Below are 23,557 nucleotides of genomic sequence, written 5' to 3' on the forward strand. Positions count from 1 at the left end.
AGTCGAGGAGGCAGACATGGCCGTGCGCCGCCGCCTGATCAGGAGAAGCCCCCGCGAGGTGTGGGCCGCGCTGGCCGACGGCACCCGGTACGCCGACTGGGTCGTCGGGGCCGCCGCCTCGCACCCAGTGCGCGGGCGCCGGCCGGAGGTGGACTCCGCCATCGGCTACCGCGTACGCGTCGGCTGCTTCGACCGCACGAACCGTACGGTCGTACGCGCCTGTGCCGAGGAACGCGAACTGGAACTGGAGGCCGACGCCGGCGCCCTCGGCACCGCGCGGATCGCCATCGAACTGCGCCCCTGGGGCGACGACACCCTGGTGATCATCGACGAGCATCCGCTGCGGGGCGTGGGAGGACTCCTCCACAACGTGGGGGTGGAGGCACTCGTCCAGCTCAGGCATCGGGCCATGCTCGGCCGCCTGGCCGAGCGGTGCGAGAGCGGACGCGACCGCCCCGAGCCGGCCGTCGCGGACGCCGATCCGGCCGACGGCGGGGCGTGACCCGCCGAGGCGTGCCGGACAGGTCGGCACCCGGTCCGCTCACCCGTCCGGCAGCAGCAGCCAGACCTCGGAGAACGCGAGGCCGTGGTCGTCGCTCACCGATCCGCACACGCAGACCAGGGTGACCAGGCGCCAGTCGCACGTGACGGTCCACGGCCCGTCGGCTCCGGCACATCCCGGGCAGTGGAAGGTGCGGGCCGTCCACACCTGCGGGGCGGGCCGGCCGTAGTGCCGGAACCGGCCGGCGTACCGGACGCTCCAGGGCTCGACCGGTGGCGCGGCCGAGGCGGCCCCGGCCGGGGCCGCCTCGGCCAGGGAGGCGAACAGCGAGCTCAGGCGGGGGAGCAGGGCCTCACCCGCGTCCGTCGGAGGCCGGCCGGGCGCGTGCGCTGCCCCATTCGGCTTCGGCGGGGTGTCGTAGCGCGGCGCAGCCGCGGCGGCCGGCGGGTTGGGAGCGGCATGCCAGGGCAGCAGGGCGCGGGCGACGGCGGCAAGCAGTGCGGCCGTGGGCGCGCCGACTGCACCCGCGTCGAGGTGGTGGACGGCCGACCGCAGGACGCGTTGGAGCCGCCGGTCCCGGTCCGCCGTACGCGTCCGCTCGCTGGCGGTCCGCCTGACGGGCAGCGGCGCGGTGAGGCGGGCCAGTACGCGCGTCGCGGCCTCCGCGTCCGCCGGGGCGGGAAGCCACCCGCCGGTCGCCAGCAGCCGCTCGGCCCGGGCGGACTCCCGGTCCAGGGAGCGCGTCCGCAGTGTCCGGGCCCCGGAGTCCGCCGGCGGGCCGCCGTCCCCGTGCGTCATGTCCACCATCTCCACATCCCGAACCGGGTCCGCCCCGGTGTACGAGTCCTCTTCCGACGCACCTGCCCGACGCCGCCGCCCGGCCGGGTGGCCATCCCATCACGGGAGCGGAGCGTGGCTGCCCCTCCCCTGATGAGTGTGGGCGGGCGCTGGTGGTGGTCGTGGAGGGACGTCATGAGCAGGTCGCTCCGACACCGGTCGGAGTCGAGCGGCCAGGGGTGCTCGCCGGCAGAAGGGCGGGACTGCCCGCACACCCTGGGACCGGGGACCGGGCAGCGGCGGGTCCGCGGCGTCTGCGGTGGCGGCCGAGCCGGCCGGGGTGCGGGTGTCCGCGGGGGCCGTGTGCGGGTGGGGGCCGTGCGAGGGCGGATGATGTCGGGCATGCAGATCCGTATCGACGCCGTCGACCTGCCGGGGCGGACCCGCCCGGCACCCGACGGCGGCAACGCCACCTCGTACGACAACATCCACGTCGCCGTGCAGCGCAGGGGCCGGCCTGGCGAACTCCTCGAACCGCAGCCCGGGGACGCCGAGTCCGCCACGTGGACGCTGGAGTGCACCGCGGTCGTCTCGGCGGACGGGGTCGACATCGCGGGCCCCTACGTCCAGGACCGGCTGGGCCGCCGGTTCGTCTTCCTGTCGTGGGGCACGGTCGACGGGGCGGGCGTGTTCACGATGTTCCGCCGGGCCAAGCTCATGCTCGACGAGGTGCCGGCGGAGGTGCTCGAAGCGGCGGCCAGGGACGGCCTCCTGGTCGGACGGCTCGGTCTCACGGACGAGTCCGGCGGGCCGTTGTGCGCGCGGGTCGTGCCGCCGCGGATCCGCTGGACCGCCGAAGAGGCCCGACGAGGCTGACGCGCCCCCGGCGTTCCTCGGCGGGACCCCGTCCCAGCACGCGTCGGCGCCGTGTGGGCAAGGCGGCCGGTCGATGCCCGCCGCGGTCCGACGTGCCCCGGCTCCGGTCCGGGCCGTCCTCGCTCCGGGCCGCGCCCCCTCCGCCGCCGTGCGATGTGTCCCGGGTGCGGGCGACCAGTACGAAGGTGACACTGATCAGCAGGGCCCAGGCGCCGAACTTGTCCAGCGGGACCGGCTGCCAGCCGTGGAGCTGGTGGGGATAGCTCCAGGCGCCGACGTACGTGGCCGCGTTCTCCGCGACCCAGAGGAAGAAGCCGATGAGCGTGAACGCCAGGGCCAGCGGGAGCCGGTAGCGGGAGCGGCCCACCGTGAAGTGCGCCCACGTGCCGGCCGTCGCCGCGAGCAGTAGCACCGCGAGCAGCAGGCGGACGTCCGGCAGCCAGTGGTGCGTGAAGAAGTTCAGGTACACGGCGGCCGCGAGGACGGCCATTGTCCGGGGGCGGTAGCGGGACAGCGACAGGTCCATGATCCTCCAGGCGCGGCAGCAGTAGCTGCCGACGGCGCTGTAGAGGAATCCGCCGTACAGCGGGACACCCCCGATCTTGGACAGGGCCTCCTCGGGATAGCTCCACGAGCCCATCCGCACCTTGACCAGCTCGAAGAGCAGTCCCACGACATGGCAGCCGAGGATCACGGCGGTGTCCCGAGGCCCGTCCCAGCCGACCTTGCGCGCCAGCACGGTCAGGGCCACGCCGAACAGCAGGACCAGGTCGTAGCGTGCCACCGGCAGGTCGGCGGGGAGCAGCCGCGAGGCTCCGATGCCGCCGACGAGGGCCACGGCGAAGGAGACGGCCCGCATCTGGTCGTACCCGAAACGCCAGAACTGTGCGCAGCCGTGAGTGATCGACTGGATGGTCATGCCCGAGCAGACGGCCGACCGGCACCGATGGTTGCACCCCGAGCGTCCACGGCACCCCGGACGGCAGCACGGCAGCACGGCAGCACGGCAGCACGGCAGCACGGCACTGCGGCAGACCGTGACGGCAGCCATGACGGCACAGCGCCACGGAACAGCGCGCGGGAACCGCCCCGGCAGCCCGGCCGGGCCCAAGGACCCGAAGGGCGAACGCGCTTTCTGCATATCCCTTGTTCGAGGCGCCGGCGTCGGACATGATCTGCGCGTGACCGATGACAAAGAGGCCTACGTGGTCCGATACGGCTGGACCTTCAAGTCCGCGCTCCTGGTGCTCTTCTCGGGGGCCGCGACCGCGCTGATGGTCCACCTCGGCCTGTCCTCGCTGACGCGCGTCGCGTGCGCGGTGTTCTTCGGTGCGTGCGCCGTGGTCCTGTGCGCGGTGTCGTTCAGCCGCAGGACCGCGCTGCGCGTCGACGGCGAGGGCGTCACGCTGGGCGGCCACGCGCTGTTCCGGTACGGGTCGACCCTGCTCTTCGTGCCGTGGAGCGACATCGAGGCCCTGGTCCGGTGGGAGCAGGTGATCCGGCCCGGCGGAATGAAGGTGCCCGGCGACTTCATGCTGCGGGTCAAGCAACCGTACCTGGGGATCAAGCGCCGTCCCGAACTGCCTCCGATGCCCAGCGCGGCCACACCGATGGGCTTCGCCAACTCGGCCGCGGTGATGGCCACGGCCCGTCACGTCCCGGGCCACTACGCGCACACGAGCCGCGCCGTGAGCGGCTGGAGGCTCGACGCGGACAAGCTCACCGCGGCGCTGGCCCGCTTCGCCCCCGGAGTGGAGCTCAAGGACCTCAGAGGCGGCGCCCTCAGCGACTGGTGACGCGGCCCGACGGCCACGCGCCGCGGATCAGGCGCGCGTGGCCATGGCCCGCTGGCGGGCCTGGTCCACGGCCGCGGACAGGGACTTGATGTCGTAGGCGCCGTGGTGCCGCCGCCCGTTGACGAAGAACGTCGGCGTGCCGGAGACGCCGCTCAGGTCCGCGGAGTCGACGTCCTCGGCGATCCGGCGGGCACCCCGGTGCCGCTCCAGGTCCTTGCGGAACCGCGCCATGTCGAGGCCGAGTTCGTCCGCGTACCGCAGCAGGTCGCGGGGGGTCAGCGCGGGCTGACGGTCCATCAGCAGGTCGTGCATCGGCCAGAACATGTCCTGTTCGGCGGCCGCCTCGGCAGCCTCCGCTGCGAGCTGCGCCCGCGGGTGGACGTCGGTGAGCGGAAGGTGGCGCCAGACGTACCGCACGTCCGCCTCGTGGCCCAGCAGGTCGCGTACCGCGGTCTCCGCCTGGCCGCAGTAGGGGCACTCGAAGTCGCCGTACTCGACCAGGGTGACGACCGCGTGCTCCGGCCCCCGCACCCGGTCGTGGCGCGGATCGACGGCGACGGCCAGATCGGTCAGCGGCTCGCTGTCGCCCAGCAGCGCGCGGGCCCTGCGCTCCGGGGGCAGCAGGGAGATCAGCCCGGACACACCCCAGCTGAGGACGAAGGCTCCCACCAGCGTCGACAGGATGCCGATCCGCGCCTGCTCCAGCTCCGCGCCCTCGAACGCCAGCGACGCGATCAGCAGCGACACCGTGAACGCGGCGCCGGCGATCGCGCCGCCCGCCGTCACGGCGCCCCAGCCCACGTTCGGCCTGAGCCGCCCCTTGGTGAGCCATCGGGCGGCGGCCATGGAACCCACCACGCCGATCACCTTGCCGACGACGAACCCGCACAGGATGCCCAGGGTGATGGGGGAGGTGAACGCGTCGCCGAGCTTCTCCGCGCTGAGCGGGATGCCCGCGTTGGCCAGCGCGAACAGCGGCACGATGACCAGGCTCACCCATGGCAGGAACAACTGCTCCAGGCGGTCGTTGGGCGAGATGGCCGCGGCGAGGCCCTGGGCCGCCTCGCGCTGCAGCTCCGCCGTCGGCTGCTCGCGGAACAGACGGAACAGGCCGCTGGCCCGTTCGAGGTCTCCCCGGCTCGCGGGGTAGGCGATCACCAGCGCGCCCACGGCGAGACCCGTGACGACGGGGTCCACTCCCGCCTCGTGCAGTGCCACCCACACCACCACCGACAGTACGGCGCAGTACAGGGCGCGCCGGACCCCCAGCAGGCGCAGGCCGACGATCATGCCCAGCGCGGCGAGGGCCACCAGGAGCGCCGGCACATGGATGTCGTCGCTGTAGAACAGGGCGATGACGAGCAGCGCGACCAGGTCGTCGACGACGGAGATGGACAGCATGAACGCCCGCAGCGACGCCGGCAGTCTGGAGCCGAACAGCACGAGGATGCCCAGCGCGAAGGCGGTGTCCGTGGACATCGCCACACCCCAGCCGTGCACGGAGGGGTGCCCGGCGTTGAAGGCGACGTAGATCAGGGCCGGGACGACCATGCTGGCCAGGCCGGCGATACCGCTCAGCACCACCCAGCGCCGGTCGCGGAGCTCGCCCATGTCGAACTCGCGGCGCGCCTCCAGGCCCACGAGGAAGAAGAACAGGCTCATCAGGCCCGCGTTGATCCATTCGTGGAGGTCGAGGGAGAGCTCGTGCGAGCCGAGGCCGATGTAGAGATGCGTCCGCCACACCGCCTCGTACGCGTGGGGCGCGACGTTGGCCCAGATGAGGGCGGCCGCGACCGCGGCGAGCAGCAGGGCCGCACTGCCGGTCTCGGTCCGCACGAAGCTCTGCCAGCGTCTGGCGCGGCTCATCGAGGACATCGGGCCGCTCTCGGGGCTGCTTGCGATCACCGCTCGATTATCACCAGTGGGACCGCCCGGCCCGGGCACGCCGGGCTCGCCCGCGCACGCGTCGGCGACTCCGGGGCTGCCCGCCTTTCGCCCCGGCGCCCGCGTGCGGCGGCGACCGCCTCCCGCCGTGCTGCCTCGAACGCGCCGCCTCCCCGAACGCGCCGCCGTGCCGCGCGTCAGGAGCAGTCGTACGTGAACCGCGTGGCGGCGGGACCGGCGGGACCGGCGGGGGAGACGATGCGCAGCTCGGCCCTGGCCCGGTAGTTCCCCTCGCCCTCGAAGGTCCACAGCAGGTGCACCCGTGCCTGCTTCCGGCCCGAAGGCAGCACCTCGCGCAGGACCGCCGAGGTGGTGCCGTCGCTGCGCACCCAGCGGTACGACACCGTTCCCGCCCGGCCGTTCGTGGTGATCACACCGACGATGTCCGCGGTGCCCTCGCAGCCGAGCGACGCCTCGCGGGACGTGACCGTCACGGCTTCGACGGTGACGGCGCTCCCGGAGCGGTGCCAGGCGAGGAACGCGATGACCGCGATCAGCACCACCAGCGGCAGGGCGTGCCGGCGGAGGCCGCGGCGCCGGGCAGGTGCCGGTGCGCCGACGGCGGGCAGCGTGGTGTGCGAGCGGTGCGCGAGGGAGGCGGTCACACCGGGGCCGAAACGCAGGACGGTGCCCTCGACACGATCAGGCGGCGTCTCCGGTGCGCGGGGTGCGCCGGGCGCGAGGAGCGTCGGGTCCGGGGCGGGTCCGTCCGGAAGCGTCCGTTCCGGGACGGTCCGCTCCTCGGCCCGTACCGTGTCCCGTTCGGGCTGCTCCTCGGCCCGTACGGTGTCCGGCTCGGGCCGCTGGAACCAGTGGCTGCCCAGCACGGTGGCGCTGTACTCGCTGTCGCGGGCCGAGTCCTGGGGCGGTGTCTCGCCGCCCGGTCCGGGAGCCCGGTCGTTGGTGGCGGTCATCCGATCGTGCACTGTCTCGTGAGGAGTTGCTGCGACGCGCCGCCGTCGGCGGACGCGGGGGCGCTGGTGGCTTGGACGCCCCAGTAGCAGCCCTTGCCCGCGAAGGTGTGGTCGGCCGTGAGCGTGTACTGCGTGGCGCCGCTGCGTTCGAAGGTCTGGGACCCGCCGTCCGGAGCGCCGAGCTGCCCGCCCGTGTCACCCGTGAACCAGGCGAAGGTGACCGAGATCGGCCCGGTGCCGTCCGTGGTCACGGTGATCGTGGCCGTGCCCGTCGAGGGGCCCGTCTGCCGGAAACCGGACACCGCGATGTCCTTCACCGCCGGGGCAACGGGTCCCGTGGGCCCGGTCGGTGACTCGGTGGGCGGCGTGGTCGTCGGTGTGGCCCCGCCCGGCGGCGGGTCCTCCTCGTCCGGGTCCGGGGCCTCGGCCGACGGGCCGCCGCTGTCGGAGGGGTCGGCGCCGGCGGACGCCGAGGCAGACGCGTCGTCCGACGCGCTGCCGGTCGGGGAGGCGGAGGGCCCGTCCGAGGGCGACGCGGTGGGGCCCGACTCGACCCCGGGCTGCGCGCTCGTCGTGGCGAGCGCCTTCCCGGCCTGCTCGGTGTCGGGGCTCCCGCCCCCCGGCGTGCCGTAGGCGAGGAGGACCGCGAGGAGCGCCGCCCCGGCGGACACGAGCGCGCCGGGGAGGGTGGGCCGCCACCCGCGGCCCCTTCCGGCACCCCCGGCGGGGCTCTGCCGCAGCACGGTGCGTGCGGTGTCCGTGGTGGACTCGGCTCGGGTACGGGCGGAGGGGAGGAGCAGCGCCAGCAGGGCCACGAGCGCGGCGAGGCGGGCACGGCCGCGCTCCTCCCAGTCGGGTCCGTAGCCCGCCACGGCCGCCGCCTCCAGCTCCGCGACGAACGCCTCGGCGTGCGACGGCCGTTCCGCGGGCGACTTGGCCAGGCCGCGGCGGACCAGGGGCCGCACCGCCTCGGGCACCTCGTCGCAGGGCACGGGCGCGTCGATGTGCCGCAGGGCGAGTTCGGCGATGTTCTCGCCCGCGTACGGCTTGCGACCCGTCAGGCACTCGAAGAAGGTGGCGGTGGCGGCGTACACGTCGCCCGCCGGGGAGGCGGGTGCGCCGGTCCACTGCTCAGGGGCCATGTAGGAGGGGGTTCCGGCCACTCCGGCGCTGTCGCCGCTGGTCACGGCGATGCCGAAGTCGACCAGCTTGGACGCGCCGTCGGGCATCACCAGGACGTTGTCCGGCTTGTAGTCGCGGTGGACCACGCCGATCCGGTGCGCGTCCGCCAGCCCGAGCAGCGAGCCCTTGAGCAGGACGAGCGCGGCCTCGGCGTCGAGCGGTTCGCTCCCGCTGAGCAGCGACCGGAGCGAGACGCCCTCCACCAGCTCCATCACGATGGCGGCGCCGTCGGGGCTCTCGACGTACTCGTAGAGCCCGGTGACGTACGGGCTGTCCAGGCCGCCGAGCAGGCGAGCCTCGGCGCGGAAGTCGTGCACGAAGCCGGGGCGGGTGTGCAGCGACTCACTGAGGTACTTCACCGCGACCGCGATGCCGGTGTCCTCGTGCACGGCCAGTACGACCCGCCCACTCGCCCCGGATCCGAGTTCGAGCGACTCGGTGTATCCGGGAACTGCCCATGTGCTCATCCGTGTCCCCTCGGGGCTGTCGTGGTCCCGGCACTCTTCCGGTACTCGGAGTGCTCGGGCCACGCGATGTGAGACACATTTTCGGCCACGTCGGTTGCGGTGATACCGGGCCGGTGGTTGCGGATGGGCCACGGATGGGCGGATTCACACGTTCCGTCGCCGCGCCTTCCGGCCGTTCTCCCTGGCCGCGAGGGGGAACGGTCCGAAGTACCGTACGGAGGACCGGTGCGGGCCCGTGCGCGGGACCACACCCGGTCCGTGCGCGGGACCACACCCGGTCCGTGCGCGGGACCACACTCCGTCCGTGGGGCGTGTCACACCCCTTCGGTACGCCGTTCCCTCCGCGCGGCCGAGGCGGGCTGCGCCCCGACGGCGCCGCAGAGTTCGGCGAAGCGCGCCGCGTCCACGTTGCCGCCGGACACGACCGCCCCGACGCGGGCCGGCAGGTCGCCCACGCGGCCGTTCAGCAGGGCTGCCAGCGCAGTGGCACCGCTGGGCTCCGTGACGATCTTGAGGTGTTCGAAGGCGAACCTCATCGCGTCACGGATCTCGTCGTCCGAGACGAGGACCACCTGGTCGACGAGCCGCCGGATCACGGAGAAGGTCAACTCGCCGGGGCTGGGCGTCGCCTGCCCGTCCGCCACGGTGCGCGGCACCGGCACGGTGACGAGCCGCCCGGCCTCCAGGGACCGCTTGGTGTCGTCGCCGGCCTCCGGCTCGACGCCGACGACCCGGACATCCGGGTGGAGGGCCTTCGCGGCCGTGGCGCAGCCCGCGATGAGCCCGCCGCCGCCGACGGGCACGACGAGAGCGTCCAGCGGGCCGACTTCCTCCAGGAGTTCGAGGGCGACGGTGCCCTGGCCCGCGATGACGTCCGCGTGGTCGAAGGGCGGGATGAACGCCAGCCCGCGCTCGACCGCCAGCGCCTCGGTCAGGGGCACCGGGTCGCCCGCGTAGCGGTCGTACGTGACGATCTCGGCCCCGTAGCCGAGGGTGGCGTCCCGTTTCGAGCGCGGGGCGTCCTCGGGCATCACGATGACGGCGGTCGTGCCGAGTTCCCGCGCCGCCAGTGCGACGGCCTGGGCGTGGTTGCCCGACGAGTAGGCGACGACACCCGCCGCCCGCTGCGCGGGAGTCAGCCGGGCGACCGCGTTGTACGCGCCGCGGAACTTGAAGGCGCCGACGCGCTGGAAGTTCTCGCACTTGAGGAACACCTCGGCTCCCACGCGTGCGTCCAGGGTCCGCGAGCGCAGGACCGGAGTGCGGTGGGCGACACCGGTCAGGCCCGCCGCCGCGGAGCGGACGTCGTCCAGGGTGACCACGGGGGAGGGGACCTGGCCGGGCGCCGTCATCGCTGTGCTCCGTCGGTGTGCTGTCGCAGGCCGCCGCGCCCGGCGAGTAGGGGTGAGTGGGCGCGGGCCGCGGGGGCCGTCCTGGTGGTACGAGGCGTCATGGTGATCACCATGTCATCCGGCGGCCCGCTCCTTCCAGACCGGTGGGGTTCCGATGACGCGGGCGGCCGGCGGTCTCCGTGGCGGGGCCGAGATCGAGGCCGGGGTCGGGGGCGGGGTCGGAGTCCTGGACCGGAGTCCTGGACCGGGGTCCCGGATCGGCGTCCCGGACGGCGGTCCCCGGTTCGCGCGCTGGGCCGCCGTCCGGGAGCACCGGTGCACCGCACGGCGCTCCCGGTCAGGCGGGCGTCGGCGTGAAGCGCACCGGCAGCGACTGCGGACCGCGGGTGAACACGCCCCGCTCGACCGGATCGAAACCGTCGGCGAGCCGCAGGTCCGGCAGGGCGTCGAGCAGGTGGTTCAGGCCCGTCTCCACCTCCGCCTTGGCCAGCAGCGCCCCCACGCAGAAGTGCCGGCCGAGCGCGAAGGCCAGATGGTCGGCGGCGGCCGAGAACGCGGACGTCGTCGACAGGTCGTCGCGGAAGATGTCGAAGCGGTCCGGGTCGCGGTACCGCCGGGTGTCCCGGTTGGCGGCGCCGATCAGGCACGTCACCGTGGCGCCCGCGGGGACGACACCGCCGGAGAACTCCACCTCGGTGGCCGACTGGCGCATGATCATGTGCACCGGCGGGGTGTACCGCAGTGTCTCGGCGAACGCCGCGGCGATGAGGGCGCGGTCCTCCCGGACCGCCGCCAACTGGTCCGGGTGGGCGAGGAGGTTGGCCAGGATGCTCGCGATGGCCTTGTCGGTGGTCTCGCCCCCGGCCGCCAGCAGCAGACTGCAGAACGCCTTGATGTCCTCGTCGCTCATCCGCACGCCGTCCACCTCCGCGGCGCACAGCACGGACAGGAGGTCGTCACCCGGGTCGGCCCGGCGCTCGCGGATGACCGGGATCATGTACTCGGCGAACTCCACCCGCGTGCGTTCACCGGCCGCGGTCACCTCCGGGTCGCCCGTGAGGTTGCCGAGGAAGGCGATGACCGTGGTGTACCAGCCGTGGAAACGGGAGCGGTCCGCCCTGTCGAGGCCCAGCATGTCGGCGATGACGTTCACCGGGAACCGGGTCGCGTAGTCGCCGACGATGTCCGCCGAGCCCTTGCCGCGGAAGGCGTCGACGAGTTCGCGCGAGTTGCGCTCGATGACGGGCAGGAACTTCTCCTGGAGGTCGGCGCCCCGGAACGCCGGTGCCACGAGGGCACGCCGTACCGCGTGCTCGCGGCCGTCCAGTTGGAGGATGGTCCTGCCGTGGACGGGCTCGAGCTGCCAGGAGTAGTTGTCGGTCGTGAACTCGGCCCGCCTGTCCTTGAAGACGCGCTCGACGTCCTCGTACCGGGACACGACGTAGCTCCGCATGGCCTCGTGCCAGAACAGGGGCTCCTCCTCCCGCAGTACGCGGTAGGCCGGGTACGGGTCCGCCGCGAACTCCGCGGAGAGGATGTCGGGGGCCTGTCGGGCTGCGGACACGGAGAACTCCTCCTGCTGGTCGGCGTCGGTCACCGACGAGGCTACGGATCACCGCCCGGCCGACACAGGCAACTCCTGGCCGAATCAGCCGCGTTGCCCCGCCGGCTCACCCCGTGCCGAGCGCGTGCGTGGGGAGGAAGTACCGGCCTTCGGCCGAGGAGCCCTCCGGTGTCCCGGGGAAGACCCAGTAGCCGTTCGTCTCGCGCGGCCGGTTGTAGCCGATGTACCCCACGATCAGCTCGTCCCGGCCGTCGGCGTCCAGGTCGGCGAGGGCCACGTCCCAGCCGAGGTAGTCGCTGTCCGCCTCGTGCGAGGGTCCGCCGGGCAGCGAGAGGACACGTCGGTCGAACGTGCTCCGCGGCGTCTCCTCGACGCCCTGGTCGCCGCCCAGGTGGACGGCCACGGAACCTTGGGGGTGCCGGCGTCCGTACCGCGCCTCGACGAGGTCGTCGCGGCCGTCCCCGTTCACGTCGCCCACCGCCGCGGCCGCCGGAGCCGGCCCCCGCCCGGCCCGGCCGTCACCCGACAGGAAGCCCGTGCCACCGAAATGGAGCCCCCTGTCCTGGAGCACGTCGTCGGCGCCGTCCCCGTCGAAGTCGCCCAGTGAGAGGGGGTGGCCGTCCAGCAAGTCGCTCCACGGCTCGACCCCGGGCGGCGAGCCGGCGTGTGCGAAGCCCCGCGCCGTGCCGACGTACAGCTCCACGTGGTCGGACACCGGCGGCTCGTCGGCCTCGTCCGACGGGTCGGGATCGCCGACGACCGACTCGGCCAGCAGGTCCGTGAGTCCGTCACCCGTGAAGTCGCCCCACAGGACGTGCCTGGTGGTCACCGTCCCGCCGAGGGACATGTCCACCGCCGTCACACCGACCGGGTTCCCGTCCCGGCCGAACGGCCCGCGCAGCACGAACAGCGTGTCGCAGCGCGCGGCCCCCGACTGGTCCCACTGGTCCTTCGGCGTACGCAGGGCGAGCACGTCCGGGCTCCCGTCGCCGCGCAGATCGGTGATTCCTCCCAGGTCGAAGACCGGTAGCGACCGGGACAGCGCGGTGACTCCTTGGACGCCGTCCTCGCCGCCACGGGCGAGGTACTGGACGATCCGGTCGCCCCGCTTCCCGTCCTCCAACCCGTGGATCACGGCGTCCGGGTACGTGTCGCCGTCGACGTCCCCGGTGGCCAGTACCCCGCCGGCTCCCAGCCGGGGACTCCCGGGACTCTCCTGCACGATGTCGACGCCCTCGCGGGTCAGGGACACGCCGTCCGAGGGTTCGACCCTCCCTTTCCGCGAACCCGGGAGCACGGCCAGGTTCCGCCGCCAGCCGCCCCCGTCGACGGGCCGGTACCAGCCGTCCACGACGAGATCCTCGACGCCGTCGCCGTCGGTGTCGCCGCGTACCCGCCCCCTCGCGTCCGGGGCGTGGTCCGGAGTCGCGGTCTCGGCCTCGGTGGCCTCCGGCGGCACGACGCACTTCACGGGTATCTTCCGTGCCGCGCTGTCGCCGCCCCCGTCGCCCCCGCCCGTGCAGCCGGCGGGGCCGATCGTGAGGACGAGGGCACAGCCGAGGACGAGGAGACGCGGACGCGGGTGCATCGCAGCAGTATGCGGCGACGGGGCCCGGCCGCACAGGCCCGGGCGGTCCCGAAGCCCGTACGGGTCCGTGCACCGCGTCGACCCCGTCGGAGCCCGTACGTGCACGACGCGACGATCCGTGAACGGACAGCCGTCGTGTCCGGGCGGCCCGGCGGCCCGGCGGTCCCGGGGGAGCCGTCAGCCGACCAGGCGCCGGCGCCAGTCCAGCGGGGTGACGGTGACGGCCCGGGTCGGGTCGTGGTCCCAGACCGAGGGAAGACCGACCGCGTCGAGCGCGGCGACGACTTCGCGGCCGATCGCGGCGGTCGTCGTCGACGAGCCGTCGAAGCCGCCGAAGAGAAGCATCAGGCCCTGACCGGCCGCGGCGGAATCCGTGCACTGGGAGTGGAAGTAGACGAAGCCCCGGTCCCCGGGTGCGGCTTCGTCCTGGATCTCGGACCCACCGCAGGCGCGGCAGCACGCGAAGTTCTCGCGGGCGGTGATCCCCGCCTCCCCCAGGGCGGTGAACGCCCGCGTGAGCCGCTCCGGGTCGGTCTCGCCCTCCCAGCGGGCCTGTTCCGCCACCCGCTCCAGCCACAACCGGTCGGCGAGAGCCTCCGCCTGCGCGCGCGAGACAGGCCTGCGGTCCTGCGTGACCAGGTACTCCTCGGCGGTCTCGGCCAGTTGGGAGCGGGAGACGTAGCCGCCGGCCAGCACCTCCCGGACGTGCCTCTCCAACTCCTCGCGCTCGCCCTCGTCGAGTTCGAGCGGCGGCACGTCCCGCGGGGGCCCCATGTCCAGCGGGGACCAGGTCAGGGCCGCGTCCCAGCCGGCCTCCCCGCGCGCCCAGCCGGTCAGGGCCCCGGCGGCCTCCGCCGGGCTGTCGCACCGTGTCTCGAAGTGCCGGTCCTGGGCGCCGTCCCGGTGCTCCAGCGTGTAGTCGCCGCCGGCCTCGTGCCAGACCTGCGCGAAGACGTCGGGCAGGTCGGGTATCCGCTGGACCACCAGGAAGCGGTCGCCGTCGTCACCGATGCGGTGCACCAGGGCCGCCAGTTCCTCGTCGGACACACGGACGTGCCGCTCCCAGTTCTCCGTCTTCACCACGATCTCGAGCATGCGCAGACTCTGGCACACGCCACTGACAACGACGTCCTCGGGCGTCCGGGGCCCGGCGGGGCGCTGCCGCCCGAGCGCCCGGGACCGCGCGGGCCGCGCCGACACCGGTGGCGACCGGCCGTCACACGCGGCAGCCGGGTCCGCCGCGGCACTCGCGAGACGCCGGCAGCGGCCAGGAGCGCGCGGCGACGAGGGTGGGCCGCCCACCCGGGGCGGCCCACCCTCGTCGCCTCACCGTCAGTGGCGGAACGCGTCCTTCGCCTTCTCCTTGGCCTGGCGCGCGTCGCCCTTCGACTGCTCGGCCCGGCCCTCGGCGGTCATCCGCTCGTTGCCGACGGCACGGCCGACCGTCTCCTTGGCCTTGCCCTTGGCCTGTTCCATCTTGGCCTTGGCCTTCTTGTCTCCAGCCACAACTACTCACTCCAAGCTACGAGTGACATCTGTTCCGCAGTTTCGAGTGATCCTGCGCGGGAGATCCAAACCTCCCGGCCGATCCGAGCCGGGCCGAGTGGACCTGATTCGAGCGGACCTGATTCGACTGGACCTGATCCGACTGGACCTGATCCGAGCGGACCTGATCCGAGCCGAGCCTGCCCTTGGATCGGCCCGCCGAGCCCGCACCGCCGTGCCCCGGCCCCGTGGGGCCGAAGGACGCCGCAGTCCTGGGCGACGAGGTGCGGCCGTGCCGACCCCGGCAGACCATGGAGGGACGGCGGGGCGCGGCGGGGGCGATTCCGGGGGCTTCACGGCAGGAGGAAGCCAGTGCCGCTCAGCGCGAACACCACGGACGTGCTGGTCGTGGGAGCCGGACCGGTCGGGCTCACCGCGGCCGGACAGCTGCGGCGGCACGGACTCACCGTGCGGGTGATCGATCGCCTGCCCGCCAGGCTCCCGTACGCGAAGGCGGTGGGCATCCAGCCGCGCACCCTGGAGATCTGGGACCGGATGGGCCTGATCCGCACCGTCCTGGACGCGGCGGTGCCGATGCGCGGCCAGCTGCTCTACGTCGACGGGGCGGAACAGCCGCGGGTGGACCTCGAACTGCCCGACGAGGTGCCGTACAGGTTCGCGGCACTGCCCCAGTACGAGACGGAACGCATCCTGGAGGAGTACCTCGCGCGCTTCGGGACCCGGATCGAGCGGGAGACGGAACTCGTCGGGTTCGGCCAGGACGAGGACGGGGTGACGGCGCGCGTCGTCGCGTCGTCCGGGCCCGGGCCCCGCGAGGAGGAGGTGCGGTGCCGGTACCTCGTGGGCTGCGACGGCGCGCACAGCGTGGTGCGCAAAGGGCTCGGCCTGGCCTTCGAGGGCGGCGCCTTCCCCGAGGAGTACATGCTGGGCGACGTGGAGGTCGACTGGGACCTGCCGCACGGCTACGGCGTGCGCTCCATGCACCGCGACGCGGAGGGTGCCGTCGACGACGTCCTCGTGTGCATCCCGCTGCCGGGCCGGGGCCGCTACCGGATGTCGATGATGGTTCCGCCCCGGATGTCCACGGCCGGACAGGGTGCCGGCCAGGCGGGGGACGGTGTGGCCCATGGGCTCGAGGGCGGCCGGGGCCCTTCGCTCGCCGACATCCAGACCGTGCTGGACCGCCTCTCACCGCAGCCCGTCACGGCGTCAGCGCTGCGCTGGTCCTCGGTGTTCCGCATCAGCCACCGGATCGTGGACAGGTACGGCGAGGGCCGCGTGTTCGTGGCCGGCGACGCCGCGCACATCCACCCGCCGACGGGTGCACAGGGCATGAACACCGGCATCCAGGACGCCTACAACCTGGCCTGGAAGCTCGCTCTCGCGGTCGAGGGCGCCGCCGGCCCGGGGCTGCTCGCCAGTTACGACGCCGAGCGACGCCCGGTGGGGGAGGAGGTCGTCGGGCGCACCGTGCGCCACGCGGCCGAGGGCGTCCAGGCCGACCCCGCCGACCCGGAGACGCTGATGATGCGTGAGGCCCAACTCCTCGTCGGCTACCGCGGCAGCCCGATCGTCGGCGGGTCCACCGCGGGCGGGGACGGACCGCAGCCCGGCGACCGGGCGCCCGACTGCGGCGGCCTCACCGGTCCGGTCGCGGCCTGGCCCCTGCGGCTGTACGACCTGCTGCGCGACCGCGGACATGTTCTGCTGATGTACGGAACGGGCGTCGAGGACGAAGGCTTCGAAGAACTCGCGCTCGCGGCCCACGGGTTGTCCGAGGGGCGGGTGGAGACGTGCGCAGTCCTCGCCAAGCCGGGCGAGGTGGGCGAGGCCGGCGGGTTGGCCGCCGTCTACTACGACACCCGGGGCGAGTTCGCGCGCGGCTACCGGGCCGAGGCGCCGACGGCGTTCCTCGTCCGGCCCGACGGCTACCTGGGCGCCGTGCTGAGACCACCGACCGCGGAGGCGCTCGGCGAATGCCTGGCGGGGGTCCTCCGCCACCGGGGGCCGGGGGCCGCCAGGACCTGACGCGGTGTCCGGGCCGGGCCCCGCGGCGCTCGCCATGCGTCGCCCAGGGCGCGGGCATAGCCTGAAGTGACCGTTGTCCTCGTCTGGCAGGAGGACTGCCGTGAGGTACTCGCAGCAGCGTCGGCACCGTTGGACCAGGGTGTGCGCCGGTCTGGCGGCCGCGGCGGCGCTGACCGTCTCGACGACCGCGGGCACGGCCTCGGCGGTGACCGTGCCGGAGCCGAAGACCGCGGCAACGGACAGTCCGAGCCCCGCGGACCCGGAGTTCGCCGAGCTGACCCCCGCCGTCCGCGCCGAACTGGACGCCGCGATCCAGCGTGTCCTGCGCGAGGCCGACGTACCCGGCGTCATCGTGAGCGTGTCCGCCCCGGGCAAGGGGAACTACGTCCGCTCCTTCGGATTCGCCGACACGTCGAACGACACCCCGATGGATCCGGGCCTCTACATGAGGATCGGGAGCGAGACCAAGACGTTCACCGTCACCGCCCTGCTCGAACTCGTCGACGAGGGGAAGGCGGCACTCGACGATCCGATCGGGGAGTACGTCGACGGCGTACCCAACGGGGACAGCATCACCTTGCGCCAACTGGCGGGAATGCGCAGCGGGTTGTTCAACTACACGCAGGACTCGGCATTCTTCAGGGCCTTCACGTCCGACCCCGACCGGCCATTCACCCCGCGGGAGCTGCTCGACTTCTCCTTCAAGCACCCGGTGGTCTTCAAGCCCGGTGCGGAGTTCGACTACAGCAACACCAACCTGATCCTGCTGGGCATGGTGGTCGAGCAGATCAGCGGCGAGCCGCTCGACCAGTACATCCAGGACAACGTCGTCGAGCCGGCCGGGCTGCCGCACACGCTGTTCCCGACCGGGAGCGAGTTCCCCAGCCCGCACGCCCAGGGCTACACGAACCAGACCGCGTCCGGGAGGACGGAGAACTCCACCGACTGGAACCCCTCCTGGGCCTGGGCGGCCGGAGCGATGATCTCCGACCTGCGCGACATGCGCACCTGGGCGCGGGTGGTCGCGACCGGAGCGCTGCTGTCCCCGGAGACGCAGGCGGAGCGGCTGAAGACCGGTCCGAGCGACATTCCCGGCACGGGCTACGGCCTGGGAATCTTCAACGTGCAGGGCTGGATCGGCCACAACGGCTCCCTGCCCGGCTACGAGTCGCTGACGGTCTACCTTCCCGAGGCGCGGGCGACGATGGTCGTCCTCCTCAACACCGACAACCTCCACGACGGGATGGAACCGAGCACGATCTTCGGCCGGGCCATCACGCGGATCGTCAGCCCGGACCACGTGTTCGACCTGCCCGTGCAGAACCCTCCGCCGTCCCCGTCCTCCTGAGAGTCTGCCCGAGGCCCGCTGCGGTTCCTCCCGGAGCACTGGACGCCCCTCACAGGGCGCGGGGCGTCGAGTTCTGCGCTCCGGTGACTGCGGCCTCGTTCAGGACGAGGCCGCGGCACCGGCCTGCGGGCCGTCGGTGTCCGCCTCCGGCGGGGCCGGGTCCGCGAGCTGCTCGCGCAGGTAGTTCCAGACCACGGCCACGAACGCGGCGACCGGCACGGCCAGCAGGCTCCCCACGATGCCGGCGAGGCTGCCGCCCAGTGTCACGGCCAGCAGGATCACCCCCGCGTGGAGCCCGAGTCCACGGCTCTGGATGATGGGCTGGAAGACGTTGCCCTCCAGTTGCTGCACCACGACGATGATCGCCAGGACGATCAGCGCGTCCGTCAGGCCGTTGGACACCAGCGCGATGAGCACGGCGACGAAACCTGCGAACAGGGCGCCCACGATCGGCACGAAGGCGGAGACGAAGGTCAGTACCGCGAGCGGCAGCACGAGCGGCACGTCCAGAAACCACAGGCCGAGGCCGATCAGTACGGCGTCGAGCAGACCCACGACCGCCTGCGACCGTACGAACGAGCCCAGGGTGTCCCAGCTGCGCGCGGCCACGGTCGGGACGTCGGTGGCGAGACGGCCGGGGAGCTGCCGGGCCAGCCAGGGCAGGAAGCGCGGACCGTCCTTGAGGAAGAAGAACATCAGGAAGAGCGCCAGTACCGCGGTGATGACGCCGTTCACCACGGTGCTCACCCCGGACACGACGGCGGTGACGACACTGCCGGCACTCTTCTGGACGCGGTCGACCGCGTCCTCGAAGGCGCCCGAGACCTGGTCCTCGCCGATGTTCAGCGGTGGACCGGCCGCCCAGTCCCGCAACTCCCGTATGCCGTCCACCACGCCGTCCGTCAACTCGCCCGACTGGGAGGCCACCGGGACCGCGATCAGCGCCACGACGGCCGCCGCCAGCACGAGGAACAGCACGGTCACGACCGAGGCCGCGAGCGCCGGACGCCATCCGTGCCGACGCAGGAACCGGGCCAGGGGCCAGGTGAGGGTCGTGATGAACAGCGCCACTATGAGCGGCCAGACGACCGACCACATCCGGCCCAGCAGCCAGAGGACCACCGCGGTCATCACCAGGATCAGCAGCAACTCGGCGGACACGCGCGCCGATGCGCGGAGTGCGGCGCGGGTTCTGGCGGAACTCAACGAGGCAGACATGCGATCACCCTATGGCCACCGCGACGGCCCTTCGCCATCACCTCTGTTGACGGACCCGCCCGCGGCGCCTCCGGCCGTGACGCCGGGCCCCCCGGACGCGTGAAGTCCCACCGGTCGCGGCCCGGGGACGGCCGAAGCCCCGCCGGTTCGTGGCGCACCTGGCAAGCGGGTTGAACCGCAAAGAGTTCTTCGCGAAGAACTCTTTGCGAAGAAGCCTTCGCGGACTACCGTGTGGCGCATGACTGGTGACCTGGAGGAGCAGGGCGGCTCGAACGTCGTGGAGGACTCGGTCGTCCTGGACGCGAAGGGCCTGCGTGCCCTGGCGCATCCGGTGCGTGTGCAGTTGGTCGGACTCCTGCGGAAGTACGGCCCGTCGACGGCCACCCGCCTCGCGGAGCGGCTGGGAGTGAACTCCGGTACGGCCAGCTATCACCTCAGGCAGCTCGGCGCCGCCGGTTTCGTCGAGGAGGACACCGGGCGCGGCAACGCCCGTGAGCGCTGGTGGCGTTCGGTGCATCGGAGCACCTGGTTCAACGACCCGGAGCTGGCCGAGCGGGAGCCCGAGGCGACACTCGCCTACCTCCGGTCCGTCGCCGCGATCCACACCTTGCGCACGCGGCAGACCCTGGACGGTCTTCGGACGATGCCCCGCGCATGGCGGGAGACCTTCGACATGAGCGACTGGGCCCTGCGGATCACGCCCGAGGAAGCCGCGTCCCTGCAAAGGGAGTTGGCGGAAGTGGTCGCCCGCTATCGGCGAGACGCTCCGGAGCAGGGTCCAGGTGCCGCGGACGAGGCCGAACGGGTCGTCGTGATCACGCAGATCCTGCCGGAACCGGACGCGCCTGCCGCGTGGTCACTCCCGTCCGACGCCCGGGACGAGGAAGAAGGGCCGACACCGTGACCGACGGCACCTCAGCGGCGGGCGACATACCCGGGAAGAGGTCCTTACGGCCGCTGGGCGGGGTGCTGGCGGCCATGGCCGTGTCGCTGACCGGCACACGGATCTCCATGGTGGCGCTGCCCTGGTTCGTCCTCGTCACCACGGGCAGCGCGACCCGGACCGGCCTGGTCGCCTTCTGCGAGCTGACCCCCTACGTACTGGTCAAGGCCCTGGCGGGACCGCTGGTGGACCGCAGCGGCCCGCGGACCGTCTCGTGGACCGCCGATGTGGCGAGCGCGACCGCGGCCGCCGCGGTTCCGCTGCTCCACACCCTGGACCTGCTCTCCTTTCCGCTTCTGCTGGTTCTGGTCGCGCTGATCGGCGCGGCCCGGGGACCGGGCGACCTCGCCAAGGAAGTGATGGTCCCGGAGGCGGCGGTTCGCGGCCGGGTACCGCTGGAGCGGGCCACGGGACTGTCCGGCGTCATCGAGCGGCTCGCCTCCACCGTGGGCCTGGCGATCGGCGGATCCCTCGTGGCGCTGCTCGGCCCCCTGACCGGACTCGCCGTCAACGCGGGCTGTTTCGGCCTGGGTTCGGCGATCGTCGGACTCGCGCTTCCCCGCGGCATGGGACGCGCGGTCGAGGAAGGCGCCCCGCCCACCGGGGAGACCGAACCGGGCTACTGGCGGCGGTTCGGCGAGGGCTTCACCTTCCTGCGCGGCGAGCCGCTGCTGCTCACCGTCATCTCCATGGTCGCCGTCACCAACCTGCTGGACGCGGCGCTCAACGCGGTCCTCCTGCCCGTCTGGGCGAGGGAGTCCGGCAACGGGGCGACCGCGATCGGCCTGTTGGGCAGTGTGATGGGGGCCGCGGCGGTCGCCGGCAGCCTGATCGCGGCAGCGGTCGCGCACCGGCTGCGGCGGCGGCCGGTGGTTCTCGCCGGGTTCCTGCTGCTCGGGGCACCGAGGTTCCTGATCCTCGCCGCCGACGCCCCGTTGGGGGTGACGCTGGCCGTCTTCGCGGTCAGCGGGTTCGGTGCCGGCTTCGTCAACCCCGTGCTGGGAGCCGTACTCGTGGAGCGGGTGCCCCGCGGGATGCTCGGCCGGGTCAACGCCCTCGGCGACTCGATGGCCTGGGCCGGGATCCCGTTCGGCGGTCTGCTCGCCGGTGCCGCGGTGACCGCTGTCGGACTCGTACCGGTCCTGATCACCTGCGGCGCCGCGTACTTCCTCACCACCAATCTGGCGGGACTGCGGCCGGAATGGCGCGAGATGGACCGCACGCGCGGACAGGGCGCCCTGAAGCCGCGCCCCGAGGAGGGCGCCGCACGGGGCGGTGCGAACGCGACGACCTGACGTGTACGGGAGCGGGACGGACCGTCCGGCCTCCGCCCCCGCTCACCGTCACGCGTCAGTACGTTCCCCTGGCCGGAAGCGGGCGCATCCGGAGGCACAGGAGCGTCGCCCGCCGGGGCCGACCAGCGGACCCGGCGCGACGGTCACCCGCTCTTCAGGCTCTTCCTCGCCAGCAGATACGCGGGGAGCATGTCCTCGTGCTCCTCCGTGTCCAGGCCGCCCAGGTGGAGCACCACGACCCCCTTCGGCGTCGCGACCGCGAGGGCCCGCTCCCTCTTCGGTTCGTCCACCAGTTCACTGGTGTTGACGTAGCTGACCTCGGCGGCGGCGAGTCCGTCCAGCGTGAGGTCGCTGTACTTCTCGTCACCGCGCTTGTCGGCCTCGTCCTCGACGAACGCCTTGAGCGCCGTGCGGGCGTCCTCGCCCTTCTCGCCGCCCTTCCACACCCGCAGGAAGCCGATGTGGCCGGCCGGCTTGGCGTCGACCTCGCAGACCAGTGTCACGGTGCCCTGTTCCAGCAGTCCGAGTTCGTCCTCACCCGAGGCGACCGGCTCCGCCTTCCACCCGGCGGCGAGGTCGAACGCGACCGGCAGGGGGCAGGGAGAGCCCGGGCCGCCCAGCGAACCGCCCTTGGCCACGGCCTTCTCGGAGGCGGAGCCCGCGGGGTCCTGCTTCCGCGAGGGCGCGGCGGAGTCCGCCGGCCTGTCCTGGGCAGGCTCGCCGGAGCAGCCCGTCACGGCTGTCAGCAGCAGTGCCGCCGGAACCACTCCGAGGCCCGCGCCCCGCACCAGACCTCGTATGACACTGCGCACGATCGGCTCTCCACCTGCTGAATGTCGGTGTGCTGACGGCGGCCCGCAGGGGCACCCGCGCCTTCCGGCGGCCCGCCGGCCCACACCCTACGCATCGCCTCCGGCAGCCTCGCGGCCGCATCCCCGTACAGCGTGCGTGGCCCGCGGGGCACGCTCGGTGCCGTCGATCGCGAACCCCGGCAAGACGAGGGAGTTGCCGGTTCCTCGCGAGGGCATTCCCCGGCTCCCGTTCGGGCAACGGGGCCCCGACCACCGAGAAGTGCTCCGGACCGGGCAGCCCGTGAGGCACCCGGGTGAGGCGGACTTCGCGGGTGGTGCCGGGGAGGGGCGGCGTCATGGACGGGTTCGTGTCCGTCCGGGGACGGCGGGGCTGCCGTCGGGCGGCGCGACGCCAACCCCGCACCCGCGCGCCGGCGTCAGGAGCCGTACGCGCCGCACGGCGGTCCGTGCCGCCAACCCGGCTATTCGCGTTCGACATCGAGGCGCAGAGGAGATTTCGTCGAACTGGTGTGGTTTTGTGGCAATTCGTTGATGCCGTCGAACGCGGCTCGGAGATCAGTACGGAGGCGCACCATGCGCAAGGTTGCAGTCGTCCTCGCCCTGGCCGCCGTCGCGGCCGCCGCAGTGCCGGCCGCGGGCGCGGCACCGGATCGGGCGGACGACAGGTGGGTCGGTACGGGCAAGGGCCTCGTCACCGTCGGCCTGACCACCGATCAGCGACTGGTGGCCTTCCGCACCCAGACCCCGGGCGAGACCTGGAACCTGGGCAGGATCACGGGCCTCCGGGGCGACGACCGGCTCGTCGGTATCGACTTCCGCGTCCAGGACAAGCGCCTCTACGGTGTCGGCAACCGGGGCGGCGTCTACACCGTCAGCAGTGCGGCGAAGGCCGTGAAGGCGTCCCAGCTCACGGTCGGGCTGTCGGGCCGGAACTTCGGCGTCGACTTCAATCCCGCGGCCGACCGGCTGCGCGTGATCAGCGACAACGGGCAGAACCTGCGCCACAGGCTCGACGCCCCCGGCGTCCGGGGCGCCACCGTCGCCGACATCGCCCTCACCAACTCGACGAGGCCGCCGTCGAGGGCGACCGGAGTGAGCGGGGCCGCGTACACCAACAACGACCTCGACCCGGCCACCGGGACGACGCTGTTCGACATCGACACACTGAACGACCGTGTCTCCCTCCAGTACCCGGCCAACGCGGGCACCCTCGCGCCCATCGGAACGCTGGGGGTGAACGCCGGGCCGGCAGCGGGATTCGACATCTTCCACAAGCCCAAGGACGGCACGAACAGCGGGTTCGCGGCACTCAAAACGGGTGGGGCGTACCGCTTCTACCGGATCGACCTGCTCGGCGGAGGGACGGCACACTTCGTCGGCGCGTTCCCGGCGGCGCGGCAGGTCTTCGACATCGCACTCCCGTTCAGGCAGGACTGACCGGGTCC

Annotated in this window: 20 protein-coding genes; 8 read left to right on the plus strand and 12 right to left on the minus strand. The window is 73.1% G+C overall.

From position 1 onward, the window contains the following. The first annotated feature begins 16 nt into the window (after window positions 1-16). Window positions 17-502 (plus strand): SRPBCC family protein, encoded by a 486-nt coding sequence (locus IE265_RS16365; RefSeq protein WP_190036303.1) that lies wholly within the window; start codon window positions 17-19, stop codon window positions 500-502. A gap of 39 nt (window positions 503-541) precedes the next feature. Here the strand turns inward: IE265_RS16365 and IE265_RS16370 are convergent, their stop codons facing one another. Beyond that, window positions 542-1,309, minus strand: coding sequence for a hypothetical protein (locus tag IE265_RS16370; protein WP_229916219.1), 768 nt, complete (start codon window positions 1,307-1,309; stop codon window positions 542-544). 372 nt (window positions 1,310-1,681) lie between these two features. On the opposite strand from IE265_RS16370, the gene IE265_RS16375 reads away from it, so the two are divergent. Further along, window positions 1,682-2,155, plus strand: a complete 474-nt coding sequence (locus IE265_RS16375; RefSeq protein ID WP_229916220.1) for a DUF5990 family protein — start codon at window positions 1,682-1,684, stop codon at window positions 2,153-2,155. On the opposite strand, the gene IE265_RS16380 is transcribed toward IE265_RS16375, so the two are convergent. After that, complete coding sequence (locus IE265_RS16380; protein ID WP_190036304.1) at window positions 2,070-3,074, minus strand: DUF817 domain-containing protein; 1,005 nt, start codon at window positions 3,072-3,074, stop codon at window positions 2,070-2,072. The two genes, IE265_RS16375 and IE265_RS16380, sit on opposite strands and share 86 nt — an antisense overlap. Window positions 3,075-3,336: 262 nt before the next feature. On the opposite strand from IE265_RS16380, the gene IE265_RS16385 reads away from it, so the two are divergent. Next, window positions 3,337-3,951: a hypothetical protein gene (locus IE265_RS16385; RefSeq protein ID WP_190036305.1), complete on the plus strand. Its 615-nt coding sequence runs from the start codon at window positions 3,337-3,339 to the stop codon at window positions 3,949-3,951. A gap of 27 nt (window positions 3,952-3,978) precedes the next feature. Here IE265_RS16385 and nhaA read toward each other — a convergent pair whose 3' ends face one another. The 8 genes from nhaA to IE265_RS16425 all read right to left on the minus strand — a co-directional run bounded on the left by nhaA (window position 3,979) and on the right by IE265_RS16425 (window position 14,468). Beyond that, the gene (gene nhaA / locus IE265_RS16390; RefSeq protein WP_190036424.1) at window positions 3,979-5,826 is read right to left on the minus strand and encodes a Na+/H+ antiporter NhaA; all 1,848 of its coding nucleotides are present in this window, start codon (window positions 5,824-5,826) and stop codon (window positions 3,979-3,981) included. Between the two features lie 206 nt (window positions 5,827-6,032). Next, window positions 6,033-6,809: a hypothetical protein gene (locus tag IE265_RS16395; RefSeq protein WP_190036306.1), complete on the minus strand. Its 777-nt coding sequence runs from the start codon at window positions 6,807-6,809 to the stop codon at window positions 6,033-6,035. Then, window positions 6,806-8,458, minus strand: coding sequence for a serine/threonine-protein kinase (locus IE265_RS16400; protein ID WP_190036307.1), 1,653 nt, complete (start codon window positions 8,456-8,458; stop codon window positions 6,806-6,808). Before IE265_RS16400 ends, IE265_RS16395 begins: the two co-directional genes overlap by 4 nt. Before the next feature lie 314 nt (window positions 8,459-8,772). After that, window positions 8,773-9,810, minus strand: a complete 1,038-nt coding sequence (locus tag IE265_RS16405) for a threo-3-hydroxy-L-aspartate ammonia-lyase (protein ID WP_190036308.1) — start codon at window positions 9,808-9,810, stop codon at window positions 8,773-8,775. Between the two features lie 337 nt (window positions 9,811-10,147). Next, window positions 10,148-11,374, minus strand: coding sequence for a cytochrome P450 (locus tag IE265_RS16410; protein WP_190036309.1), 1,227 nt, complete (start codon window positions 11,372-11,374; stop codon window positions 10,148-10,150). A 106-nt stretch (window positions 11,375-11,480) separates the two neighbouring features. Further along, entirely contained in the window at window positions 11,481-12,962 is a 1,482-nt protein-coding gene (locus IE265_RS16415) for an FG-GAP repeat domain-containing protein (protein WP_190036310.1), read from the minus strand. 177 nt (window positions 12,963-13,139) lie between these two features. After that, window positions 13,140-14,057: a DUF6891 domain-containing protein gene (locus IE265_RS16420; protein ID WP_190036311.1), complete on the minus strand. Its 918-nt coding sequence runs from the start codon at window positions 14,055-14,057 to the stop codon at window positions 13,140-13,142. Between the two features lie 237 nt (window positions 14,058-14,294). Then, window positions 14,295-14,468: a CsbD family protein gene (locus IE265_RS16425; RefSeq protein ID WP_190036312.1), complete on the minus strand. Its 174-nt coding sequence runs from the start codon at window positions 14,466-14,468 to the stop codon at window positions 14,295-14,297. 351 nt (window positions 14,469-14,819) lie between these two features. Between IE265_RS16425 and IE265_RS16430 the strand changes: the two genes are divergently transcribed. Both IE265_RS16430 and IE265_RS16435 read left to right on the plus strand, forming a co-directional pair. Beyond that, a complete protein-coding gene (locus tag IE265_RS16430; RefSeq protein ID WP_190036313.1) occupies window positions 14,820-16,496 on the plus strand; it encodes an FAD-dependent monooxygenase in 1,677 nt (558 codons plus the stop codon). Window positions 16,497-16,596: 100 nt separating this feature from the next. Further along, entirely contained in the window at window positions 16,597-17,844 is a 1,248-nt protein-coding gene (locus IE265_RS16435; protein WP_229916221.1) for a serine hydrolase domain-containing protein, read from the plus strand. Window positions 17,845-17,943: 99 nt separating this feature from the next. Here the strand turns inward: IE265_RS16435 and IE265_RS16440 are convergent, their stop codons facing one another. Then, window positions 17,944-19,062, minus strand: coding sequence for an AI-2E family transporter (locus IE265_RS16440; protein WP_190036314.1), 1,119 nt, complete (start codon window positions 19,060-19,062; stop codon window positions 17,944-17,946). A 238-nt stretch (window positions 19,063-19,300) separates the two neighbouring features. On the opposite strand from IE265_RS16440, the gene IE265_RS16445 reads away from it, so the two are divergent. Both IE265_RS16445 and IE265_RS16450 read left to right on the plus strand, forming a co-directional pair. After that, window positions 19,301-19,966 carry an ArsR/SmtB family transcription factor gene (locus tag IE265_RS16445; protein ID WP_190036315.1) on the plus strand — a complete coding sequence of 222 codons (666 nt, stop codon included), beginning with the start codon at window positions 19,301-19,303 and terminating at the stop codon, window positions 19,964-19,966. Then, entirely contained in the window at window positions 19,963-21,300 is a 1,338-nt protein-coding gene (locus IE265_RS16450; protein WP_229916222.1) for an MFS transporter, read from the plus strand. The genes IE265_RS16445 and IE265_RS16450 overlap by 4 nt, the downstream gene beginning before the upstream one ends. A gap of 143 nt (window positions 21,301-21,443) precedes the next feature. Here the strand turns inward: IE265_RS16450 and IE265_RS16455 are convergent, their stop codons facing one another. Next, the gene (locus tag IE265_RS16455; RefSeq protein WP_229916223.1) at window positions 21,444-22,112 is read right to left on the minus strand and encodes a lipoprotein; all 669 of its coding nucleotides are present in this window, start codon (window positions 22,110-22,112) and stop codon (window positions 21,444-21,446) included. A 573-nt stretch (window positions 22,113-22,685) separates the two neighbouring features. On the opposite strand from IE265_RS16455, the gene IE265_RS16460 reads away from it, so the two are divergent. After that, window positions 22,686-23,549, plus strand: coding sequence for a DUF4394 domain-containing protein (locus IE265_RS16460; protein ID WP_190036316.1), 864 nt, complete (start codon window positions 22,686-22,688; stop codon window positions 23,547-23,549). Window positions 23,550-23,557: the final 8 nt, after the last annotated feature.

It is taken from the genome of Streptomyces fructofermentans, assembly GCF_014651055.1.
Taxonomy (GTDB): Bacteria; Actinomycetota; Actinomycetes; order Streptomycetales; family Streptomycetaceae; genus Streptomyces; species Streptomyces fructofermentans.

Bases quoted from the DNA above. Each gene is read 5' to 3' on its own strand.
- IE265_RS16365 (WP_190036303.1), top strand. From the start codon at position 17: ATGGCCGTGCGCCGCCGCCTGATCAGGAGAAGCCCCCGCGAGGTGTGG.
- nhaA (WP_190036424.1), bottom strand. From the start codon at position 5,826: ATGTCCTCGATGAGCCGCGCCAGACGCTGGCAGAGCTTCGTGCGGACC.
- IE265_RS16415 (WP_190036310.1), bottom strand. From the start codon at position 12,962: ATGCACCCGCGTCCGCGTCTCCTCGTCCTCGGCTGTGCCCTCGTCCTC.
- IE265_RS16445 (WP_190036315.1), top strand. From the start codon at position 19,301: ATGACTGGTGACCTGGAGGAGCAGGGCGGCTCGAACGTCGTGGAGGAC.
- IE265_RS16405 (WP_190036308.1), bottom strand. From the start codon at position 9,810: ATGACGGCGCCCGGCCAGGTCCCCTCCCCCGTGGTCACCCTGGACGAC.
- IE265_RS16370 (WP_229916219.1), bottom strand. From the start codon at position 1,309: ATGGTGGACATGACGCACGGGGACGGCGGCCCGCCGGCGGACTCCGGG.
- IE265_RS16400 (WP_190036307.1), bottom strand. From the start codon at position 8,458: ATGAGCACATGGGCAGTTCCCGGATACACCGAGTCGCTCGAACTCGGA.
- IE265_RS16375 (WP_229916220.1), top strand. From the start codon at position 1,682: ATGCAGATCCGTATCGACGCCGTCGACCTGCCGGGGCGGACCCGCCCG.
- IE265_RS16395 (WP_190036306.1), bottom strand. From the start codon at position 6,809: ATGACCGCCACCAACGACCGGGCTCCCGGACCGGGCGGCGAGACACCG.
- IE265_RS16460 (WP_190036316.1), top strand. From the start codon at position 22,686: ATGCGCAAGGTTGCAGTCGTCCTCGCCCTGGCCGCCGTCGCGGCCGCC.
- IE265_RS16420 (WP_190036311.1), bottom strand. From the start codon at position 14,057: ATGCTCGAGATCGTGGTGAAGACGGAGAACTGGGAGCGGCACGTCCGT.
- IE265_RS16440 (WP_190036314.1), bottom strand. From the start codon at position 19,062: ATGTCTGCCTCGTTGAGTTCCGCCAGAACCCGCGCCGCACTCCGCGCA.
- IE265_RS16380 (WP_190036304.1), bottom strand. From the start codon at position 3,074: ATGACCATCCAGTCGATCACTCACGGCTGCGCACAGTTCTGGCGTTTC.